Source organism: Flavobacterium sp. DW-iso2 (genome assembly GCF_058725285.1).
In genome coordinates, this window is sequence record NZ_JBZXDY010000008.1 from 78,255 (window position 1) to 97,936 (window position 19,682).

Genomic DNA, 19,682 nt, shown 5'->3' on the forward strand with positions numbered 1-19,682 from the left:
ACGCTGCGCACTATAATCAATTTTTAATTGCAATTAAATCAATAGTAAAAACTATGATGAATAATAGAAATAATAATAACAATAAAGATAAGAATCCTGTAAAAAGATTCAATAAAATATCTATTGGTTTAGCTTCTCCAGAATCTATCTTGAAAGAATCAAGAGGTGAAGTTTTAAAGCCGGAAACTATCAACTACCGTACGCACAAGCCTGAGCGTGACGGTCTTTTCTGTGAACGAATTTTTGGACCAGTTAAAGATTTTGAATGTGCTTGTGGTAAGTACAAAAGAATTCGCTACAAAGGAATCATTTGTGACCGTTGTGGTGTTGAAGTTACTGAGAAAAAAGTACGTAGAGATAGAGTAGGTCACATCAACCTTGTTGTGCCAATCGCTCATATCTGGTATTTCCGTTCCCTTCCTAATAAAATTGGATACATACTTGGTCTTCCGTCTAAGAAATTAGATATGATCATTTACTATGAGAGATATGTAGTAATCCAAGCAGGTATTGCAGTAAATGGTGAAGGTGAATCAGTAAAAAGATTAGATTTCTTAACAGAAGAAGAGTATTTGAATATCTTAGATACTCTTCCTGCAGATAATCAATATCTTGACGATTTTGATCCTAATAAATTTGTTGCCAAAATGGGAGCAGAGTGTATCATGGATTTATTAGCAAGAATTGATCTTGATGAATTGTCTTACCAATTAAGACATAATGCTAACACTGAAACGTCTAAACAACGTAAAACAGAAGCATTAAAAAGATTACAAGTAGTTGAATCTTTTCGTGAGTCTAACTTGAACCGTGAGAATCGTCCTGAATGGATGATTATGAAAGTGGTACCAGTTATTCCACCAGAATTACGTCCACTTGTGCCACTTGATGGAGGTCGTTTTGCAACTTCAGATTTAAATGATTTATACCGTCGTGTAATTATTCGTAACAACCGTTTGAAAAGATTAATGGAGATCAAGGCTCCAGAAGTGATCTTAAGAAATGAAAAACGTATGTTGCAAGAATCAGTAGATTCATTATTTGATAATACACGTAAAGCTTCTGCTGTAAAAACAGAATCAAACAGACCCTTAAAATCATTATCTGATTCCCTTAAAGGTAAGCAAGGACGTTTCCGTCAAAACTTACTTGGAAAACGTGTGGATTATTCTGCTCGTTCGGTAATTGTTGTTGGACCTGAGTTGAAATTGTTCGAATGTGGTATCCCTAAAGATATGGCAGCCGAATTATACAAGCCTTTCGTGATTCGTAAATTAATCGAAAGAGGTATTGTTAAAACTGTAAAATCAGCTAAGAAAATAATAGACAAGAAAGAGCCTGTAGTTTGGGATATCCTTGAAAACGTAATTAAAGGTCACCCGATTTTACTGAATCGTGCCCCTACTTTGCACAGACTAGGTATTCAAGCTTTCCAACCAAAATTAATTGAAGGTAAAGCAATACAATTGCACCCTTTAGTTTGTACTGCATTTAATGCGGATTTTGATGGGGATCAAATGGCGGTACATTTACCATTAGGACCGGAAGCTATCCTTGAAGCACAATTGTTAATGTTGGCTTCTCATAACATTCTGAATCCTGCAAATGGTGCGCCAATTACAGTACCTTCTCAGGATATGGTCTTGGGTCTTTATTATATGACCAAAGAACGTTTGTCAACTCCAGAAAAGAAAATTTTAGGTCAAGATTTGACTTTCTATTCTGCTGAGGAAGTTAATATCGCTTTAAACGAAGGAAGATTAGAATTGAATGCTAGAGTGAGAATTAGAGCAAAAGATTTTAATGACGCTGGAGAATTAGTGTTTAAAATTATTCAAACTACTGCCGGTCGTGTAATCTTTAATGAGGTTGTACCAGAAGCAGCAGGATATATCAATGATGTATTGACTAAGAAAAACCTTAGAGACATTATCGGACATGTATTAAATTCAACTAGCGTACCTGAAACGGCTGCCTTCTTGGATAACATGAAAGATATGGGATACAAATTTGCCTTTAAAGGTGGATTGTCATTCTCATTAGGGGATATTAGAATTCCAGATCAAAAACCAAAATTAATCGCAGATGCCAGAGAGCAAGTTGAAGGTATTTCTGTAAATTATAACATGGGTCTTATTACCAATAACGAACGTTACAACCAAGTTATTGATGTATGGACTTCTGCCAATGCTCAACTGACAGAATTAGCAATGAAAAACATTAGAGAAGACCAACAAGGTTTCAACTCGGTGTACATGATGCTTGATTCTGGAGCAAGGGGTTCCAAAGAACAAATTCGTCAGTTAACTGGTATGCGTGGTTTGATGGCTAAGCCTAAAAAATCGACTGCTGGTGGTGGTGAAATTATTGAAAATCCAATTCTTTCTAACTTTAAAGAAGGTCTTTCAATCCTTGAGTACTTTATTTCTACTCACGGTGCGCGTAAAGGTCTTGCGGATACTGCCTTGAAAACGGCAGATGCAGGATATTTAACAAGAAGATTGCATGATGTTTCTCAAGATGTTATTGTTAACATCGAAGATTGTGGAACATTAAGAGGTGTTGAAGTATCAGCATTGAAAAAGAATGAGGAAATTGTTGAATCATTAGGAGAAAGAATCTTAGGACGTGTTGCATTGCAAGATGTAGTGAATCCTTTAACTAATGATGTTTTAGTAGAAGCTGGACAACAAATCACTGAGGCTATTATGAAAACGATCGATGCTTCTCCAATCGAGAAAGTAGAAGTTCGTTCTCCTCTTGTATGTGAAGCGTTGAAAGGTATTTGTGCTAAATGTTACGGTAGAAACTTAGCTACTGGAAAAATGACACAAAGAGGTGAGGCAGTAGGAGTTATTGCAGCACAATCTATTGGTGAGCCAGGAACACAGTTAACATTACGTACTTTCCACGTTGGAGGGGTAGCGGGTGGTATTTCTGAGGAATCAAGTATCATAACAAAATTCAAGGGTAAACTTGAAATTGAAGATTTAAAAACTGTTAAAGGTGAAGATAATGACGGAAATGCCGTTGATATCGTTGTTTCTCGTTCTACTGAGTTAAAATTAATTGACGAGAAAACGGGTATTCTTTTAAATACACATAATATTCCTTACGGATCTAGTATTTTTGTAAAAGATGGTCAGTCAGTTGAGAAAGGTGAAGTTATCTGTAAATGGGATCCATATAATGGAGTTATTGTTTCGGAATTCACTGGTAAAATTGCTTACGAAGAGTTAGAGCAAGGTCAGTCTTTCATTGTTGAAATTGATGAGCAAACTGGTTTCCAAGAAAAAGTAATTTCTGAGTCTAGAGCTAAAAAATTAATTCCTACTTTATTGGTTTACGGTAAAGATGGCGAGTTGATACGTTCTTATAACTTACCTGTTGGAGCCCACTTGATGGTTGAAGATGGTGAGAAAATTAAAGCAGGTAAAGTATTAGTTAAGATTCCACGTCGTTCTTCTAAATCAGGAGATATTACAGGAGGTTTACCTAGAATTACTGAATTGCTAGAAGCTCGTAACCCTTCTAATCCAGCTGTAGTTTCTGAAATTGATGGTGTTGTTTCTTTTGGAAAAATTAAAAGAGGTAACCGTGAGATTATCATCGAATCTAAATTTGGTGATGTTAGAAAGTATTTAGTTAAACTTTCAAGTCAAATTCTTGTTCAAGAGAATGACTTCGTTAGAGCTGGTGTACCATTGTCTGACGGAGCAATTACTCCAGAAGATATTTTAAGAATTAAAGGACCAGCTGCTGTTCAACAGTACTTGGTAAATGAGATTCAAGAAGTATACCGTTTACAAGGGGTGAAAATTAATGATAAGCACTTTGAAGTAGTAATACGTCAAATGATGCGTAAAGTTAGAGTTCAAGATCCAGGTGATACCTTATTCTTAGAAGATCAATTAATTCACACTAAAGATTTTATCCTTCAAAACGATAAATTATATGGTATGAAAGTAGTTGAGGATGCTGGTGATTCAGCTAACTTGAAAGAAGGTCAAATCGTTTCTCCACGTGAGTTACGTGATGAAAATTCATTACTGAAACGTAACGATAAAAATATTGTTGTAGCTCGTGATGTTATCACTGCAACTGGTACTCCTGTTTTACAAGGGATTACAAGAGCATCGCTACAAACAAAATCATTTATCTCTGCGGCTTCTTTCCAAGAGACTACTAAAGTATTAAACGAAGCTGCGGTTGCAGGTAAGATTGATTACTTAGAAGGATTGAAAGAAAATGTAATTGTAGGACATAGAATTCCTGCAGGTACAGGTATGAGAGAGTACGATCATACAATTGTAGGTTCTAAGGAAGATTACAATGATATGATGGCAAATAAAGAGGAATATATTTATTAAAACTAAGATATGAGTAATTCTAATCAACAACAGGAGCAGATTAATATTGAATTAGATGAGAAAACAGCGGAAGGAATTTATTCTAACTTAGCTATTATCAATCATTCTTCATCAGAATTTGTTCTCGATTTTGTAAGTATCATGCCTGGTATTCCTAAGGCCAAAGTGAAATCAAGAATTGTCTTGACACCGCAGCATGCCAAAAGATTATTAAAAGCAATTGGAGAAAATATTCACCGTTTTGAACAAGCCCATGGCGAAATTAAAGACACCGAACAACCTCCGATACCTTTAAATTTTGGTCCAGCAGGACAAGCATAATGTTATAGAAAAAGGCTCCAGAAATGGAGCCTTTTTTTGTGCTATAATGTCGCGATGCTTGGTTTGATATTATAGGTGTAGAATGACTGTGTTTTTGTCTAAAATCTGATAACCATCGAGTAAATTCCTTTTTTGTGGTTTTTTTATGGGCGGTTTCTGTAGATAAACGTTTTTTATGGCCGTATATCGGAAATATTTTAAAGAAGGTTATTGATGCTTTAGTTTTGTACAAGAATTAAAGATATAAATTGTCTTTTTCGAAAACAAAGCCCCCTATGAACAACTTTTCTAAATGTAACTACTCTAAAAAAACACTAACTATTTTCTTTTTGTTTCTTTTTGTTTTAGTATCGAATGTTTCTGTATTTAGTCAAAGTTCAGGTAATAGTGTAGTTGAATCTACTACAAATAACAGCTCTAATGAAGTAAAAGAAGATAATAAGGCAGCGTCAAATGTAGAATTTGTTCTTTGGTTCATGGGTTCGAAACAAGATCCTAACAGTACAATTTCAAATGACGGAATCAATACAAAAAAGCAAATTATGACTTCTGGATTGGCACCCAATCGTTTGTTAATTAAAGCTTTTTTAAAGAAAGCCGTTAACTTTGAAATTGCAATAGCTTAATATAAGATTTTAAATTAAAAATATATAACCACAAAAAAACGCTAATTTTTAAATTAGCGTTTTTTTATATATTGAATTTAAAAGATACTATTCAAATTCTGAAGTAAAAAATAATTTTACACTTGGATATTTATTTTCCGTCATTTTGATTGTGAAATCTGAATCAGCAAGGAAAACTAATTGGCCATATTTGTCTTTAGCTAAGAACTTCTGCTTGATACGCTTAAATTCTTTAAACTCATCATTCTTTGGGTCATTTGGTTTTACCCAACAGGCTTTATGAACAGGGAAATTCTCGTAGGTACATTTTGCTCCGTACTCATGTTCTAGACGGTATTGTATTACCTCATATTGAAGTGCACCTACCGTTCCAATAATTTTTCTATTATTCATTTCAAGAGTAAACAACTGTGCTACCCCTTCATCCATCAACTGGTCGATCCCTTTGTCAAGCTGTTTGGCTTTCATTGGGTCTGCATTATTAATGTATCTAAAGTGTTCTGGAGAAAAACTCGGAATACCTTTAAAGCTCATAATCTCTCCTTCGGTTAAGGTATCTCCAATTTTAAAATTCCCTGTATCGTGTAATCCTACAATATCACCTGGATAAGAGATATCAACTATTTCTTTCTTTTCGGCAAAAAAGGCGTTTGGACTTGAAAATTTCAAGTTCTTTTTTTGACGTACGTGATAATACGGTTTGTTTCTTTCAAAAGTACCGGATACAATTTTTATAAAAGCTAATCTGTCTCTGTGTTTTGGATCCATATTAGCATGGATTTTAAAAACAAATCCAGTCATTTTTTCTTCTGTTGGGTCGACTAATCTAGTTTCCGACTCTTTTGGTCTTGGTGATGGAGCAATTTCAACAAAACAATCTAAAAGTTCACGAACTCCAAAATTATTCAATGCGGATCCAAAAAAGACTGGTTGCAATTTTCCATCCAAATAGTCTTGACGATCAAATTTTGGATAGACTTCATCGATTAATTCTAGCTCTTCACGTAAAGTATCAGCGGGTTTCTGCCCGATAATTTTTTCTAATTCAGGATTTTGAACATCCGAAAAAGCGATGGTTTCTTCAATGTTTTTACGGTTGTCTCCACTAAATAAATTAATATTTTGTTCCCATAAATTGTATATTCCTTGGAAGTCATAACCCATTCCTATAGGAAAACTGAGTGGTGTAACCGTTAGTCCCAGTTTTTGCTCTACTTCGTCCATAAGGTCAAAAGCATCTTTACCTTCACGATCCATCTTATTGATGAATACAATAATGGGAATTTTTCGCAATCTACATACGGCGACTAATTTTTCCGTTTGTTCCTCAACACCTTTAGCAACGTCAATTACCACTATGACACTGTCAACAGCGGTTAAGGTTCTAAATGTATCTTCGGCAAAATCCTTATGCCCTGGGGTATCAAGAATATTTATTTTTTTCTCTTTGTAATTAAATGCCAAAACGGAGGTAGAAACAGAAATTCCTCTCTGACGTTCAATTTCCATGAAATCACTCGTGGCTCCTTTTTTGATTTTATTATTTTTAACAGCACCCGCTTCTTGAATAGCACCACCAAAAAGGAGGAGTTTTTCTGTAAGCGTTGTTTTACCTGCATCGGGATGAGATATAATCCCGAAAGTTCTTCTTCTTTGTATTTCTTTTAAAAAGCTCATGTATGATGTAAATAGTTTGCAAAAGTACTATTTATAAATGTGAATAAAAAAAATGAGGCTGTCTTTTAAAACAGCCTTATTTATATTCGAAATATTTAGGGTTTACATGTTGATTGACCAAACAGAATAACCGTTTGGAGGGCACTGGATTTTAACCCATTTGTCGCCTTGCGTTGTAGGAATCCATGTAGAGTAACCTGTAAAGTCCTTTATTTGTGCATTGGCCCAATTAGTAGGAACCCATCTTTCTTGCCATGAAGAAGAATTATTGATGTAAACAACTAATCCTGGGTTTCCATTATACCCATTTCTTCTGGCGATGTATTCATCATTATCTGCATATAAAATGGATGTTGTACCAGTAGCTTTTTGATTGTGAATCCAAATCAAGTTATTCATTTTTGCTTTGTCCAGCCATTCTTCGTAATCTCTGTAAAAAATTGTTGGATAACCTTCATGAGTTAGAATATATGCATATGCCAATTGCTTATTATATATTTCATCTGTATCATGGTTGGTAACAAACGTGACTGCTTTGTATGGATTTCTTTTCCACATCATGTCGTCATTCAAAAGAGCTAAATTATTACCGTCAAATGCATCATTCATTTTGTAATAACAAGCAAAATCAAATACAGAGCTGTTTGCACTATTTGCCCACCATTCTAATGTGTTTACGTTTGAATCCCAGTATTCTCCAACTGAAAAACCACCAACATTAGTGTTCCAATCTTTAACTACCCAAGGACCAAAACCTTTAACATAGTCAAATCTCCAACCGTCAAATTTCATAGTGTTTTTGTAATACTTACCAACGCCATCTGTTCTCAGCCAAAGCCAGTTTTGAACATTTGGTGCAACGTGTGCTAAGTCAGGAAACCCACCAAAAGCACCTTCGTCATTATTAGCGTAGGCATTTTTATAAAAGTCAGCACTTGTTCTAGGGAATTTTCCAGAAGCAACGCCAGTGAAATTAGTATAGGTTTGGGTTCCTGTAAAAGGATTGCTTTCTAACTGTCCTCCGCTATTGTGATTTAGAACCATATCAGCATAAACCTGCATATTTTCGGTATGTGCTTTTGTAATTAAACTTACCAATTCTGTTTTAGAACCAAAACGCGTTTCTATAGTCCCATTTTGGTTGTAATTTCCAAAATCAAAATAGTCAGTAGGGTCATATCCCATAGAAAAAGCACCGTTCTGTGCTTTAGATACCGGAGGAAGCCAAATGGATCCAATACCTGCGTTTGACCATGCTGTTACTTTTGTGCCTAATGTATTCCACCAGTTTCCACCGGCAGGCACGTCCCAGTAAAAAGCTTGCATCATTACGCCACCTCCTGGATTTGCTACATATTTTCCTGTAGTTGAAGTTGTCATGGATTTTCCAGTACTGAACGGATGGCCGTCATGGTGAGTGACGTCAACTACTTTACTTAATGCCTTAATTTCTGCAGTTGGTCCTTGTAATTCGTCATTTGAATTACAGGAGAAAAGGCACACAGCCAATGCGGCTAATGTTGCAATTCTTAAATTTGGTTTTTTCATAATTTTGTAGGTTGGTTAATTAATTTATTTGGGTATTATTTTTTTATATGTACGACCAAGAAGCTTTTGTATTAAAAGTTAATAATTAGGATATTCATTATTATCTATAGTTTTTAATAATTATAATAATTTATTTTAGTAGTTATTTTAAGAATAATAGTGTTGTTATTGGGCTAATGTATGTAAAATAGTATATGGTATATCTTTTGAATTTCCATTCGTACGTACGAAAACGTTGTAGTGTTGATAAGTATTTATATTTTATTAGAAATGAGCTGTTTATATGTTTATTGTTTGCGTTTTTTTTAATTTTTTTCAGGGCTTAGAAATCAAAATAATTAGTTAGAGGAATAAATTATGTTAAAGTATAGACTTATTTGAGGCGAATTATTATGCAATTACGGAGGGTCGTAATGAGTAGATTTGTAAGTGGTTAAATTGCAGTGCTATTTTTGATTAGGGCGTATGAGAAGGAGTGAATTTCAGAATGTTCAAACGCGCTTATAATTTTTTGTTAATACTAGTGGGGAAACTTGTATTATGTAATTGAATTGTTATTTTTGTTCGTTTTAACTTTGGGAAACTGTTTGTAAGAACATTTTTATTTCCTGATAGTTAAAGTGTATATTTGGCGACGGGTCGCAGGGTCTTTATAAATGAGGTCTCGAGGAATTTAAATTAGAATACTTTACTAAAATATAAAATTGATATAATGCCATTAAAAACAATACAAATGAAGTCCATAAATAGTAGAATTGCACTTATATTTTTTCTTTTACTGTTTTCAAGCAATATTACCAGAGCACAAGAAATAATTAGAGATTCTGTAGTTACGCCTGTTAAGAAAATCAAGACCAACGAAAGACAAAAGATCGATGGTATTATTGCCACTGTAGGAGATTACATTGTTTTAGATTCAGATATAGACAAGTCTTATTTAGAGTTGTCAAGTCAGGGTAATTCCATAAAAGACATTACGCGATGTCAAATGTTAGGAAAATTATTGGAGGATAAATTATATGCACATCAAGCCATTCAGGATAGTGTTAAAGTAACAGATGCTGAAGTAAAGAGTATGCTTGAGGAGCGTTTAAGTTATATGGTAGGTCAAATAGGTTCCATGGAAAAAGTGATCAAGTATTATAAGAAAAATTCTGAAGAAGAGTTTAGAAGTTATTTCTTTGATATTTTGAAAGAGAATAAGCTTTCTTCAGAAATGCAGAAGAAAATTGTTGAAGAAGTAGAAATTACACCAGAAGAAGTTCGTAATTTTTTCAAATCAATTCCTAAAGATGAATTGCCTCTTTTTGGAGCGGAAATGGAAGTAGCGCAAATTGTAGTTACTCCAAAGATTTCAGAAGCCGAAAAACAAAAGGTAATAGATAAACTTAATGAGTTTAAAAAGGACGTTGAAGCAGGTTCTAGCTTTTCAACTAAAGCAGTATTGTACTCGCAAGATAAAGCTTCAGTTCCCAATGGAGGTTATTATAAAATGAATAGAAAAACGCCGTTTGTAAAAGAATTTAAAGAGGTTGCTTTTAGTTTGCAAGAAGGAGAAATTTCTGCTCCTTTCGAAACTGATTTTGGTTTTCATATTATTTATGTTGAAAAAATAAAAGGACAGGAAATTGAATTGCGTCATATATTATTAACTCCTACTGTATCCGAAGATGCCCTGACTTCAGCTAAAGAGAAAATTACTTTGATTAGAAATAAGATTGTAGATAAAAAAATAACATTTGCTGAAGCGGCTAGAACAGAATCTGATCAAAAAGAAACCAGAGCAAATGGCGGGTCTTTAATCAATCCGAAAACTCAAGATACTCGTTTTGAAATGACAAAAATGGATCCTAGTCTCTATAGTGAGGTTTCCAATTTGAAAGATGATGCGATTTCTCAACCAGTTTTAGATACAGATGAAAACGGGAAGAAAAGCTTCAAGATAATTACAGTGACAAATAGAATCAATGAGCACATTGCTGATTATGCTACGGATTATATTAAGATTAAGGATTTAGCATTGAAAGAAAAGCAAATTAGAGCAATTGGAAAATGGTTCGACGAAACGATCAAAGAAACGTACATTAAAATTCTTGGAGAATATAGAGATTGTGAGTTTACAAACGATTGGTTAAAAAAATAATTTTATATTTTTCTAAAATAAATAAAAAGAGTTAGCTTTATGAATTCATAGAGTTAACTCTTTTTTAATTTAAATCCCTATAAGAAATGTCGGACGTAGCAGCAATACATGATTTGGTTCAAAAACGAAATGAATTAAAAAGCGAAATAGCGAAAATTATTGTAGGTCAGGATGCGGTGGTAGATCAAGTTTTACTCTGTATTTTTTCTGGAGGACATGCGCTGCTTGTAGGTGTTCCTGGATTAGCCAAGACTTTAATGGTGAATACACTTGCTCAGGCTTTGGGACTTGATTTTAAAAGGATACAGTTTACTCCAGATTTAATGCCTTCAGATATTTTGGGAAGTGAAATATTAGATGAGAACCGTCAATTTAAATTTTTAAAGGGACCTATTTTTTCGAATATTATTCTGGCCGATGAAATCAATCGTACGCCGCCTAAAACCCAAGCAGCTTTACTAGAAGCGATGCAAGAGCGATCTGTTACTATTGCGGGTGAAAATTATAAGTTGAACTTGCCTTATTTTGTTTTGGCTACTCAAAATCCAATAGAACAAGAAGGAACCTATCCTTTGCCTGAGGCGCAATTAGACCGTTTTATGTTTGCTATTAAACTCGAGTATCCTTCGTTTGAAGAGGAGGTTCAGGTAGTAAAGCGTACCACTTCAGATAATAAAACTACCATTAGTCCATTGTTTACTGCGCAGGAAATCATAGATTTTCAGCAATTGATTCGCAGAATTCCCGTAGCGGATAATGTTATTGAATATGCTGTGACCTTAGTTAGTAAAACGCGTCCAGACAACCCATTGTCTGATGAATATATTAAAAGTTATTTGGATTGGGGAGCAGGTCCAAGAGCTTCTCAGAATTTAATATTAGCAGCCAAAGCACACGCTGCCTTTAACGGTAAATTTTCACCCGATATTGAGAATGTAAAAGCTGTTGCAACCGGAATACTTCGTCATAGAATAATTAAGAACTATAAAGCGGATGCTGAGGGTATAACAGAAGAAATGATAATTGCTAAATTGCTGTAAAATGTGATTTTTTGGTTTCTTTGAACTTAAATTTTGATCTGAACTATAACGTTTTCTTATTTGTAACAATTTTCGAACTTTAGGAATAATGCGAAAATAAATGATTAATTACGGATTAATCATTATGATGTTAAAATTTTTACATTTTGTCAATTATGTGTATTAAAAATTAGTATTAAGTAATAATAATTTTTAAAAAGACCACTTCTGTTAAATTTTTTTTAATTCTCGGCTTAAATTCGTTAATTTGCATTGCGAAAAAAAACAAATAAAATACCTAAATAGTATGGCTTTTGATTTTGAGATGATCAAAAAAATCAGCCTTTAACATTGAAAAGAATTGTACTATGAACATTTATAACGATTATCTACAGGAAATCGAAGAACGAAGAGGTCAGGGACTTAACCCAAAACCGATTGATGGCGCTGAATTACTAAGCGAAATCATTACACAAATTAAAGATTCAGATAACGCACACCGCGAAGAGTCTCTTAAATTCTTTACTTATAACACTGTTCCAGGAACTACTCCTGCTGCTGGTGTGAAGGCTGCGTTTTTAAAGGAGATTATTCTTGAAGAATCTGTAGTAAAAGAAATTACTCCTATTTTTGCATTTGAGTTGTTATCACACATGAAAGGTGGGCCTTCGATTGAGGTTTTGCTTGATTTAGCGTTAGGTAATGATGTTGCTATTGCAAAAGAAGCAGCAAAGGTTCTTAAGACTCAATTTTTCCTTTACGAGGCTGATACAGCTCGTTTAGAAGTAGCATTCAAAAGCGGTAACGAAATTGCTGAAGAAATTTTAGAGAGCTATGCTAAAGCTGAATTTTTCACAAAACTTCCAGAAGTAGCAGAAGAGATTAAGGTAGTTACTTATATTGCTGGTGAAGGAGATATTTCAACTGATTTGCTTTCTCCAGGAAACCAAGCGCATTCCCGTTCAGATCGTGAACTTCATGGTAAATGTCTAATTTCTCCTGAAGCTCAAGATGAAATTCAAGCCTTGCAAGCACAGCATCCTGATAAAAGTGTGATGTTGATTGCTGAAAAAGGTACTATGGGTGTAGGTTCATCAAGAATGTCAGGTGTAAACAACGTGGCGCTTTGGACTGGTGAAAAAGCAAGTCCTTATGTTCCTTTTATTAACATTGCTCCAATTGTAGCAGGAACAAACGGAATTTCTCCAATTTTCTTGACTACTGTTGATGTTACTGGTGGAATTGGTTTAGACCTTCAAAACTGGGTAAAAGTAGTTGATGAAAAAGGAAACGCTGTACGCAATGAAAACGGTGATGTTGTTTTAGAAGAAGCCTATTCTGTTGCTACAGGTACAGTTCTTACCATCAATACAAAAACTAAGAAATTATACAATGGGGACAAAGAGCTGATAGATATTTCTAAAGCGTTCACTCCTCAAAAAATGGAATTTATAAAAGCGGGTGGTTCATACGCTATTGTATTCGGTAAAAAATTACAAACTTTTGCATCGAAAACTTTAGGAATTGATATCGTTCCAGTTTTTGCTCCGTCAAAAGAAGTTTCGATCGAAGGACAAGGGCTTACGGCAGTAGAGAAAATATTTAATAAAAACGCAGTTGGAACAACTCCAGGTAAAGTTTTACACGCAGGTTCCGATGTACGTGTAGAAGTAAACATTGTTGGTTCACAAGACACAACTGGTTTGATGACTTCTCAGGAATTGGAGTCTATGGCTGCAACTGTGATTTCACCAATCGTTGACGGTGCGTACCAATCAGGTTGTCATACAGCTTCAGTTTGGGACAATAAATCTAAGGCAAATATTCCTAGATTGATGAAGTTCATGAATGACTTCGGTTTGATTACTGCTCGTGACCCTAAAGGAGAATATCTTGCAATGACGGATGTAATTCATAAAGTACTAAATGATATTACTGTTGATGAGTGGGCGATCATTATTGGTGGTGACTCTCATACAAGAATGTCAAAAGGAGTTGCTTTTGGTGCAGACTCCGGAACAGTTGCGCTTGCATTGGCTACTGGTGAGGCTTCAATGCCAATTCCAGAGTCGGTAAAAGTTACGTTCAAAGGAGATATGAAAACCTATATGGATTTCCGTGATGTAGTTCATGCTACTCAATCTCAAATGTTGAAACAATTTGGTGGAGAGAATGTGTTCCAAGGAAGAATCATTGAGGTTCACTTAGGTACCCTTACTGCTGATCAAGCATTTACTTTTACAGACTGGACTGCAGAGATGAAAGCGAAAGCTTCTATCTGTATTTCTGAAGATGAAACTTTGATCGAATCGTTAATGATCGCTAAGAGAAGAATTCAGATCATGATTGACAAAGGAATGGATAATGCTAAGCAAGTTCTTAAAGGATTGATAGCTATTGCCGATAAGAGAATCGCAGATATTAGGTCAGGTGAGAAACCAGCTTTAACTCCAGATGCAAATGCTAAGTATTTTGCTGAAGTTGTTATTGATCTTGATTTAGTTGAAGAGCCAATGATTGCCGATCCAGATGTTAATAATGCAGATGTTTCTAAGAGATATACACACGATACTATTAGACCGCTTTCTTTTTACGGAGGAGTGAAAAAAGTAGATCTTGGTTTTGTTGGATCTTGTATGGTTCACAAAGGAGATTTGAAAATTCTTTCTCAAATGTTGAAGAATATAGATGAGCAATATGGTAAAGTGGAGTTTAAAGCACCGCTTGTCGTTGCGCCTCCAACTTACAATATCGTAGATGAATTGAAAGCTGAAGGAGACTGGGAAGTTTTACAAAAATACTCTGGTTTCGAATTTGATGACAATGCTCCAAAAGGAGTAGCGCGTACTGGATACGAAAATATCTTATATCTAGAGCGTCCAGGATGTAACCTTTGCATGGGTAACCAAGAAAAAGCAGAAAAAGGGGATACAGTAATGGCAACTTCTACTCGTCTTTTCCAAGGAAGAGTTGTAGAAGATTCTGAAGGTAAAAAAGGAGAGTCATTACTTTCATCAACACCTGTTGTCGTATTGTCTACAATCTTAGGTAGAACTCCTACTATGGAGGAGTATAAAGCTGCAGTAAAGGGTATTAATCTGACTCAATTTGCACCATCTCATAAATTGTTAGTGATGTAATCACTGAGATTAGTTAATTATATCTAAAAGCCTGAGTCTATGATTCAGGCTTTTTTTATTTTTATAGCTCCTCTATTTTTTGTACCTTGTGATATCTAAAGAACAATAATAAAAAATAATTATATATATGGCGTTTGATATTGAAATGATAAAAAAAGTGTATGACAACATGACAAGTCGTGTTGATGCTGCACGTGAGATTGTTGGTCACCCACTTACTTTGACAGAGAAAATTTTATACAACCACCTTTGGGATGGTATGCCCTCTAAAGCTTTTGCTAGGGGAACTGATTATGTTGATTTTTCTCCAGACAGAGTTGCTTGTCAAGATGCAACGGCTCAAATGGCTTTGTTGCAATTTATGCATGCTGGAAAAGCTAAGGTTGCCGTTCCTACAACGGTGCATTGTGATCACTTGATTCAGGCTAAGGTTAATGCTGTAACCGATTTGGCCAGAGCAAAAACACAAAGTAATGAAGTTTTTGATTTTCTTTCGTCAGTTTCTGATAAATACGGAATTGGTTTTTGGAAACCGGGAGCTGGGATTATTCACCAAGTAGTTCTTGAAAACTATGCTTTTCCTGGAGGAATGATGATCGGTACTGATTCGCATACTGTAAATGCAGGTGGATTAGGAATGGTTGCTATTGGTGTAGGTGGAGCAGATGCCGTAGATGTAATGTCAGGAATGGCATGGGAATTAAAATTTCCAAAACTTATAGGTGTTAAATTAACAGGGAGGTTGTCAGGATGGACAGCTCCAAAAGATGTAATTCTTAAAGTTGCTGGAATTCTTACTGTAAAAGGTGGAACTGGTGCTATTGTTGAATACTTCGGTGAAGGCGCTACTTCAATGTCTTGTACAGGAAAAGGAACCATATGTAACATGGGCGCTGAGATAGGAGCTACCACTTCTACTTTTGGTTATGATGATTCAATGGGACGTTACTTACGTTCTACTAAGAGAGCTGATGTAGCTGATGCCGCAGATAAAGTTGCAGATTACTTAACAGGAGATCCTGAAGTATATGCTAACCCGGAAAAGTATTTTGATCAAGTTATCGAAATTAACTTATCAGAACTACAGCCACATTTAAACGGACCTTTCACACCAGATTTAGCTACGCCAATTTCTAAAATGAAAGAAACAGCTATTAAAAATAACTGGCCTTTGAAAATCGAAGTAGCTTTGATTGGTTCTTGTACCAATTCTTCTTATGAAGACATTGCGCGTGCAGCTTCAATAGCTAAACAAGTTACAGATAAAAAATTAAAAATAAAGTCCAAGTTTACGATTACTCCAGGTTCTGAAGTGGTTCGTTACACGATAGAACGTGACGGATTTATAGATATTTTCGATAAAATGGGAGCGACAGTTTTCGCAAATGCTTGTGGGCCATGTATTGGTATGTGGGATAGAGAAGGAGCTGAAAAAGAAGAGCGCAACACAATCGTTCACTCTTTCAACCGTAATTTCTCTAAACGTGCTGATGGAAATCCAAATACTATGGCTTTCGTAGGTTCGCCAGAATTGGTAACTGCTATGGCGATTGCAGGTGATTTAGGATTCAATCCATTGACAGATACTTTAATCAATGAAGATGGTGAAGAAGTGATGCTGGAAGCACCAACAGGTGATGAATTACCTAAAAACGGATTTGATGCAGAAGACCCAGGCTTCCAAGCTCCGGCAGCTGACGGTTCAGGTATTCAAGTATCTGTTAGCGAAACTTCAGAACGTTTACAATTATTGGCTCCGTTTGCTCCATGGGACGGGAAAAATATTATAGGTGCTAAATTACTTATAAAAGCATTTGGAAAATGTACTACTGATCACATTTCTATGGCAGGACCATGGTTGCGTTTCCGTGGGCATTTAGATAATATCTCAAATAATATGTTGATTGGTGCTATCAATGCATTCAACCAAAAGACAAATACAGTTAAGAATCAATTAACTGGAGATTATGACGCAGTTCCTGCGGTTGCTCGTGCTTATAAAGCGGCGGGCGTTCCTTCAATTGTTGTGGGAGATCATAATTACGGTGAAGGGTCCTCACGTGAGCACGCGGCAATGGAGCCTCGTTTCTTAGGAGTGAAAGCAGTATTAGTGAAATCATTTGCTCGTATCCATGAAACAAACCTTAAAAAACAAGGGTTGTTAGGATTAACATTTGCTACTGAAGCGGATTATGATAAAATTCAAGAGAACGATACTATTAACTTTACGGATTTAGTAGATTTCGCTCCAGGAAAACCTTTAACATTAGAATTCGTTCACGAGGATGGAAGCAAAGATATTATCTTGGCAAATCATACTTATAACGAAGGGCAAATTGGTTGGTTCGTTGCGGGTTCAGCTTTAAATTTAATTGCAGCTGGAAAAGCATAATTTTAAGTATAGAATTATATAAAAAACGTTCTGTGAAAACAGAGCGTTTTTTTTGTGTTTTTTAAGTTTGTTAAAATGATTATAAAGAGGTGTTAAAATAGTAAGAAATCTGTATTTATATGCTAAATTAGCATTTTAGATGTGCGATATCTTCAGGTATTGATGTTATTGTAGTACGATTTATGCTATTGTAAAAAATAAATTGTATTATTGTTTTGTTGTTCAGGAATATAAGGGTTGTTGGGTAAAATTTAAATTAAGTTTATGCGGTTTTATAGTTGGGTCTTTTTATTTGTTTTATTAAGTAGCGTAAATATTTTTTCACAAGAAAAGTATACAGAGCATACCGTTTCCAAGGGAGAAACTATTAGCCAGATCGCAGCACATTATAACATAAAGCCCAGTGCTATTTACGAACTCAATCCTGATGCGAGGAAAGGGATAAAATTCAAAGAAGTTTTATTAATCCCCGCGGCTGTATCAAAAAACAAGGATACCGAATCAGAAATTGACACTCCTTATCCTGAAAAAAAGCATACAGTCTTCCCCAAAGAAACACTTTACGGAATAGCGAGACAATATGGAGTTGCCGTTGAAGACTTATACAAGATTAACCCTACATTAAAGAAATCAGGGTTAAAAAAAGGAGATGAAATTAGAATCCCAGGAACACAATCAAATCAAAATCCTACCGTAATTGTTGCTGAACCTATAAAAGAAATTCAAAAAAACATTCTTCCGGAAAAAAAAATAACTCAAAAAGAAGGAGTAAAACTTGTTTTAGAATCGAATAATACAAAAGAAGCGACAAGCGAAGGCGTTGTTCGTGAAATCGTAGCGAACGAAACAAAGTACTCTATCGCAAAAGAATACGGAATTACAGTTGCCGATTTAAATAAAGCAAATCCGATTCTTGAAACGGAAGCTTTAAAAATTGGTCAAAAAATTGCAATTCCTGGAAAGGGAGCAAATGATTTAGTAGCGGTAGTTGTTGAAAAAGAAATAAAAAAGGAATCTGAAACTGCAATGCAGTCTAACCCCGAAAGTAAAAGCGCAAAAGCAGAATCAATCATTGTAGTCGATAAAGTAGTTTCGAAAACTGAAACGCCAACCATCGTAGAAGCTGTTGTTAGCGCTGTCGCTGTTGAAACAGAAGTGGTAAGGGAAGTATTGGCTAAAGAAACAAAATATGGAATCGCAAAAGAATACGGGATTTCAGTAAGAGAATTAGAAAGACAAAATCCGAAAATTGTTAAGGGTCTTCCAATAGGTTATAAATTAAACATTCGAAGTAATAAAGCTGTTGAGGCCATTGTTTCAAATGCGACATCTGGATCGGCTATTAAGATGGGGAATTCGGATTCAGAATACAATGTAAAATCTTTTCACGGTACTGATTTCTTAGACCAATTGGTTTCTACGGCTTCAGAAAATATTGGGACAAGATACCGCACGGGTGGAACTACAAAGGATGGTTTTGACTGTTCTGGATTGATGTGTACCACTTTTGGTAATTTTGATATTCAATTGCCACGTACGTCTATTGAACAATCGCAATATGGAGTTAAGATTGACAATGACGATGCTCAAAAAGGAGATTTGATTTTCTTTAAAACAAACGGTAGAAGACAAATCAACCATGTCGGGATGGTAGTAGAAGCTATAGATGGTGATATCAAATTCATTCATGCTTCGGTAAGCGGAGGAGTTATGATTTCTTCCATTAAAGAGAAGTACTATAGAAAAAAAGTGTCTCAAATTAACCGTGTGCTATAAGTAATACAGCATTAGATTTTTATAAAATGTACAATAAATATAAAACTCCCAAGGCTACTTGGGAGTTTTTTTTATGTGAGCTGGTCTAAATTTATTTTAGTGGACATTACATCCGTATTTATATCTTTTTGTACATATGAAGAAAAGCCGCTATTGATTAAGTAGCGGCTTGTAATGATTGATGATTTAAAGTGAGTTTATTTTTTATCTAGCTCTTTTGTCATTTTAAAACCGCTGAACAGTCCGATTCCTGCTGTTAGAAAGATGGTTCCCGGATAAATGGCTTCATTTGTAATTCCAAAACCTTCCTGCAGGATTAATGCTAATAATATTCCGGCTCCAATTCCCATTAATAGAAGTGCGAAATTTAAAATTAGCACTTTCGAAATGGGAGTTGCATCTTGTCTTTTGCTCATGAAAATACTGGCGTCTGCCCCTTTTTCGATAAGGGCTAAACGCTCTTTATTTCGAGTTGAAAAAAATAGATAAAATACTCCGAAAATTGCCCCGAAAATAACAATAAGAATCATGACTACTGGTCCCATAAGTGTTTGTTTTTAATTGATTGTTTTAATGTGTTCCTAGCTTAGGACGATGGATGTGCCGTTTAGGTTACACGTTTTTTAAATTATTTTTTATATAGTGGTTAAGGCACAAAGTTGCAAGGTTA

At 35.1% G+C, this 19,682-nt stretch carries 11 protein-coding genes; 8 read left to right on the forward strand and 3 right to left on the reverse strand.

Features of this window, described 5'->3' with window-relative positions:
* Positions 1-53: 53 nt before the first annotated feature.
* The 3 genes from rpoC to AC4PRO_RS07725 all read left to right on the forward strand — a co-directional run bounded on the left by rpoC (position 54) and on the right by AC4PRO_RS07725 (position 5,317).
* Positions 54-4,370 carry a DNA-directed RNA polymerase subunit beta' gene (gene rpoC, locus AC4PRO_RS07715; protein ID WP_074721349.1) on the forward strand — a complete coding sequence of 1,439 codons (4,317 nt, stop codon included), beginning with the start codon at positions 54-56 and terminating at the stop codon, positions 4,368-4,370.
* A 9-nt stretch (positions 4,371-4,379) separates the two neighbouring features.
* Positions 4,380-4,691: a DUF3467 domain-containing protein gene (locus AC4PRO_RS07720; protein ID WP_074721347.1), complete on the forward strand. Its 312-nt coding sequence runs from the start codon at positions 4,380-4,382 to the stop codon at positions 4,689-4,691.
* Positions 4,692-4,966: 275 nt separating this feature from the next.
* Positions 4,967-5,317 carry a hypothetical protein gene (locus AC4PRO_RS07725; RefSeq protein ID WP_492116926.1) on the forward strand — a complete coding sequence of 117 codons (351 nt, stop codon included), beginning with the start codon at positions 4,967-4,969 and terminating at the stop codon, positions 5,315-5,317.
* An 87-nt stretch (positions 5,318-5,404) separates the two neighbouring features.
* On the opposite strand, the gene AC4PRO_RS07730 is transcribed toward AC4PRO_RS07725, so the two are convergent.
* Together AC4PRO_RS07730 and AC4PRO_RS07735 are read right to left on the reverse strand one after the other, a co-directional pair.
* On the reverse strand, positions 5,405-6,994 hold the full coding sequence (locus tag AC4PRO_RS07730) for a peptide chain release factor 3 (RefSeq protein WP_074721343.1): 1,590 nt from the start codon (positions 6,992-6,994) through the stop codon (positions 5,405-5,407).
* Between the two features lie 102 nt (positions 6,995-7,096).
* Complete coding sequence (locus AC4PRO_RS07735; protein WP_492116927.1) at positions 7,097-8,542, reverse strand: alpha-amylase; 1,446 nt, start codon at positions 8,540-8,542, stop codon at positions 7,097-7,099.
* A gap of 712 nt (positions 8,543-9,254) precedes the next feature.
* Here AC4PRO_RS07735 and AC4PRO_RS07740 point away from each other — a divergent pair.
* From AC4PRO_RS07740 to AC4PRO_RS07760, 5 genes are all read left to right on the forward strand, one after another.
* A complete protein-coding gene (locus AC4PRO_RS07740) occupies positions 9,255-10,685 on the forward strand; it encodes a peptidylprolyl isomerase (protein ID WP_492116928.1) in 1,431 nt (476 codons plus the stop codon).
* A gap of 86 nt (positions 10,686-10,771) precedes the next feature.
* The gene (locus tag AC4PRO_RS07745; RefSeq protein WP_074721339.1) at positions 10,772-11,725 is read left to right on the forward strand and encodes an AAA family ATPase; all 954 of its coding nucleotides are present in this window, start codon (positions 10,772-10,774) and stop codon (positions 11,723-11,725) included.
* Positions 11,726-12,072: 347 nt separating this feature from the next.
* Positions 12,073-14,844, forward strand: coding sequence for a bifunctional aconitate hydratase 2/2-methylisocitrate dehydratase (locus AC4PRO_RS07750; RefSeq protein ID WP_074721337.1), 2,772 nt, complete (start codon positions 12,073-12,075; stop codon positions 14,842-14,844).
* A 127-nt stretch (positions 14,845-14,971) separates the two neighbouring features.
* Positions 14,972-17,236, forward strand: a complete 2,265-nt coding sequence (locus tag AC4PRO_RS07755; RefSeq protein ID WP_492116929.1) for an aconitate hydratase — start codon at positions 14,972-14,974, stop codon at positions 17,234-17,236.
* Between the two features lie 264 nt (positions 17,237-17,500).
* Positions 17,501-19,012 carry a peptidoglycan endopeptidase gene (locus tag AC4PRO_RS07760; RefSeq protein ID WP_492116930.1) on the forward strand — a complete coding sequence of 504 codons (1,512 nt, stop codon included), beginning with the start codon at positions 17,501-17,503 and terminating at the stop codon, positions 19,010-19,012.
* 197 nt (positions 19,013-19,209) lie between these two features.
* Here the strand turns inward: AC4PRO_RS07760 and AC4PRO_RS07765 are convergent, their stop codons facing one another.
* On the reverse strand, positions 19,210-19,557 hold the full coding sequence (locus AC4PRO_RS07765) for a DUF6249 domain-containing protein (protein ID WP_074721331.1): 348 nt from the start codon (positions 19,555-19,557) through the stop codon (positions 19,210-19,212).
* Positions 19,558-19,682 lie beyond the last annotated feature (125 nt).

Coding starts and splice junctions, on each gene's coding strand:
- rpoC (WP_074721349.1), top strand. CDS start 54: ATGATGAATAATAGAAATAATAATAACAATAAAGATAAGAATCCTGTA.
- AC4PRO_RS07720 (WP_074721347.1), top strand. CDS start 4,380: ATGAGTAATTCTAATCAACAACAGGAGCAGATTAATATTGAATTAGAT.
- AC4PRO_RS07725 (WP_492116926.1), top strand. CDS start 4,967: ATGAACAACTTTTCTAAATGTAACTACTCTAAAAAAACACTAACTATT.
- AC4PRO_RS07730 (WP_074721343.1), bottom strand. CDS start 6,994: ATGAGCTTTTTAAAAGAAATACAAAGAAGAAGAACTTTCGGGATTATA.
- AC4PRO_RS07735 (WP_492116927.1), bottom strand. CDS start 8,542: ATGAAAAAACCAAATTTAAGAATTGCAACATTAGCCGCATTGGCTGTG.
- AC4PRO_RS07740 (WP_492116928.1), top strand. CDS start 9,255: ATGCCATTAAAAACAATACAAATGAAGTCCATAAATAGTAGAATTGCA.
- AC4PRO_RS07745 (WP_074721339.1), top strand. CDS start 10,772: ATGTCGGACGTAGCAGCAATACATGATTTGGTTCAAAAACGAAATGAA.
- AC4PRO_RS07750 (WP_074721337.1), top strand. CDS start 12,073: ATGAACATTTATAACGATTATCTACAGGAAATCGAAGAACGAAGAGGT.
- AC4PRO_RS07755 (WP_492116929.1), top strand. CDS start 14,972: ATGGCGTTTGATATTGAAATGATAAAAAAAGTGTATGACAACATGACA.
- AC4PRO_RS07760 (WP_492116930.1), top strand. CDS start 17,501: ATGCGGTTTTATAGTTGGGTCTTTTTATTTGTTTTATTAAGTAGCGTA.
- AC4PRO_RS07765 (WP_074721331.1), bottom strand. CDS start 19,557: ATGGGACCAGTAGTCATGATTCTTATTGTTATTTTCGGGGCAATTTTC.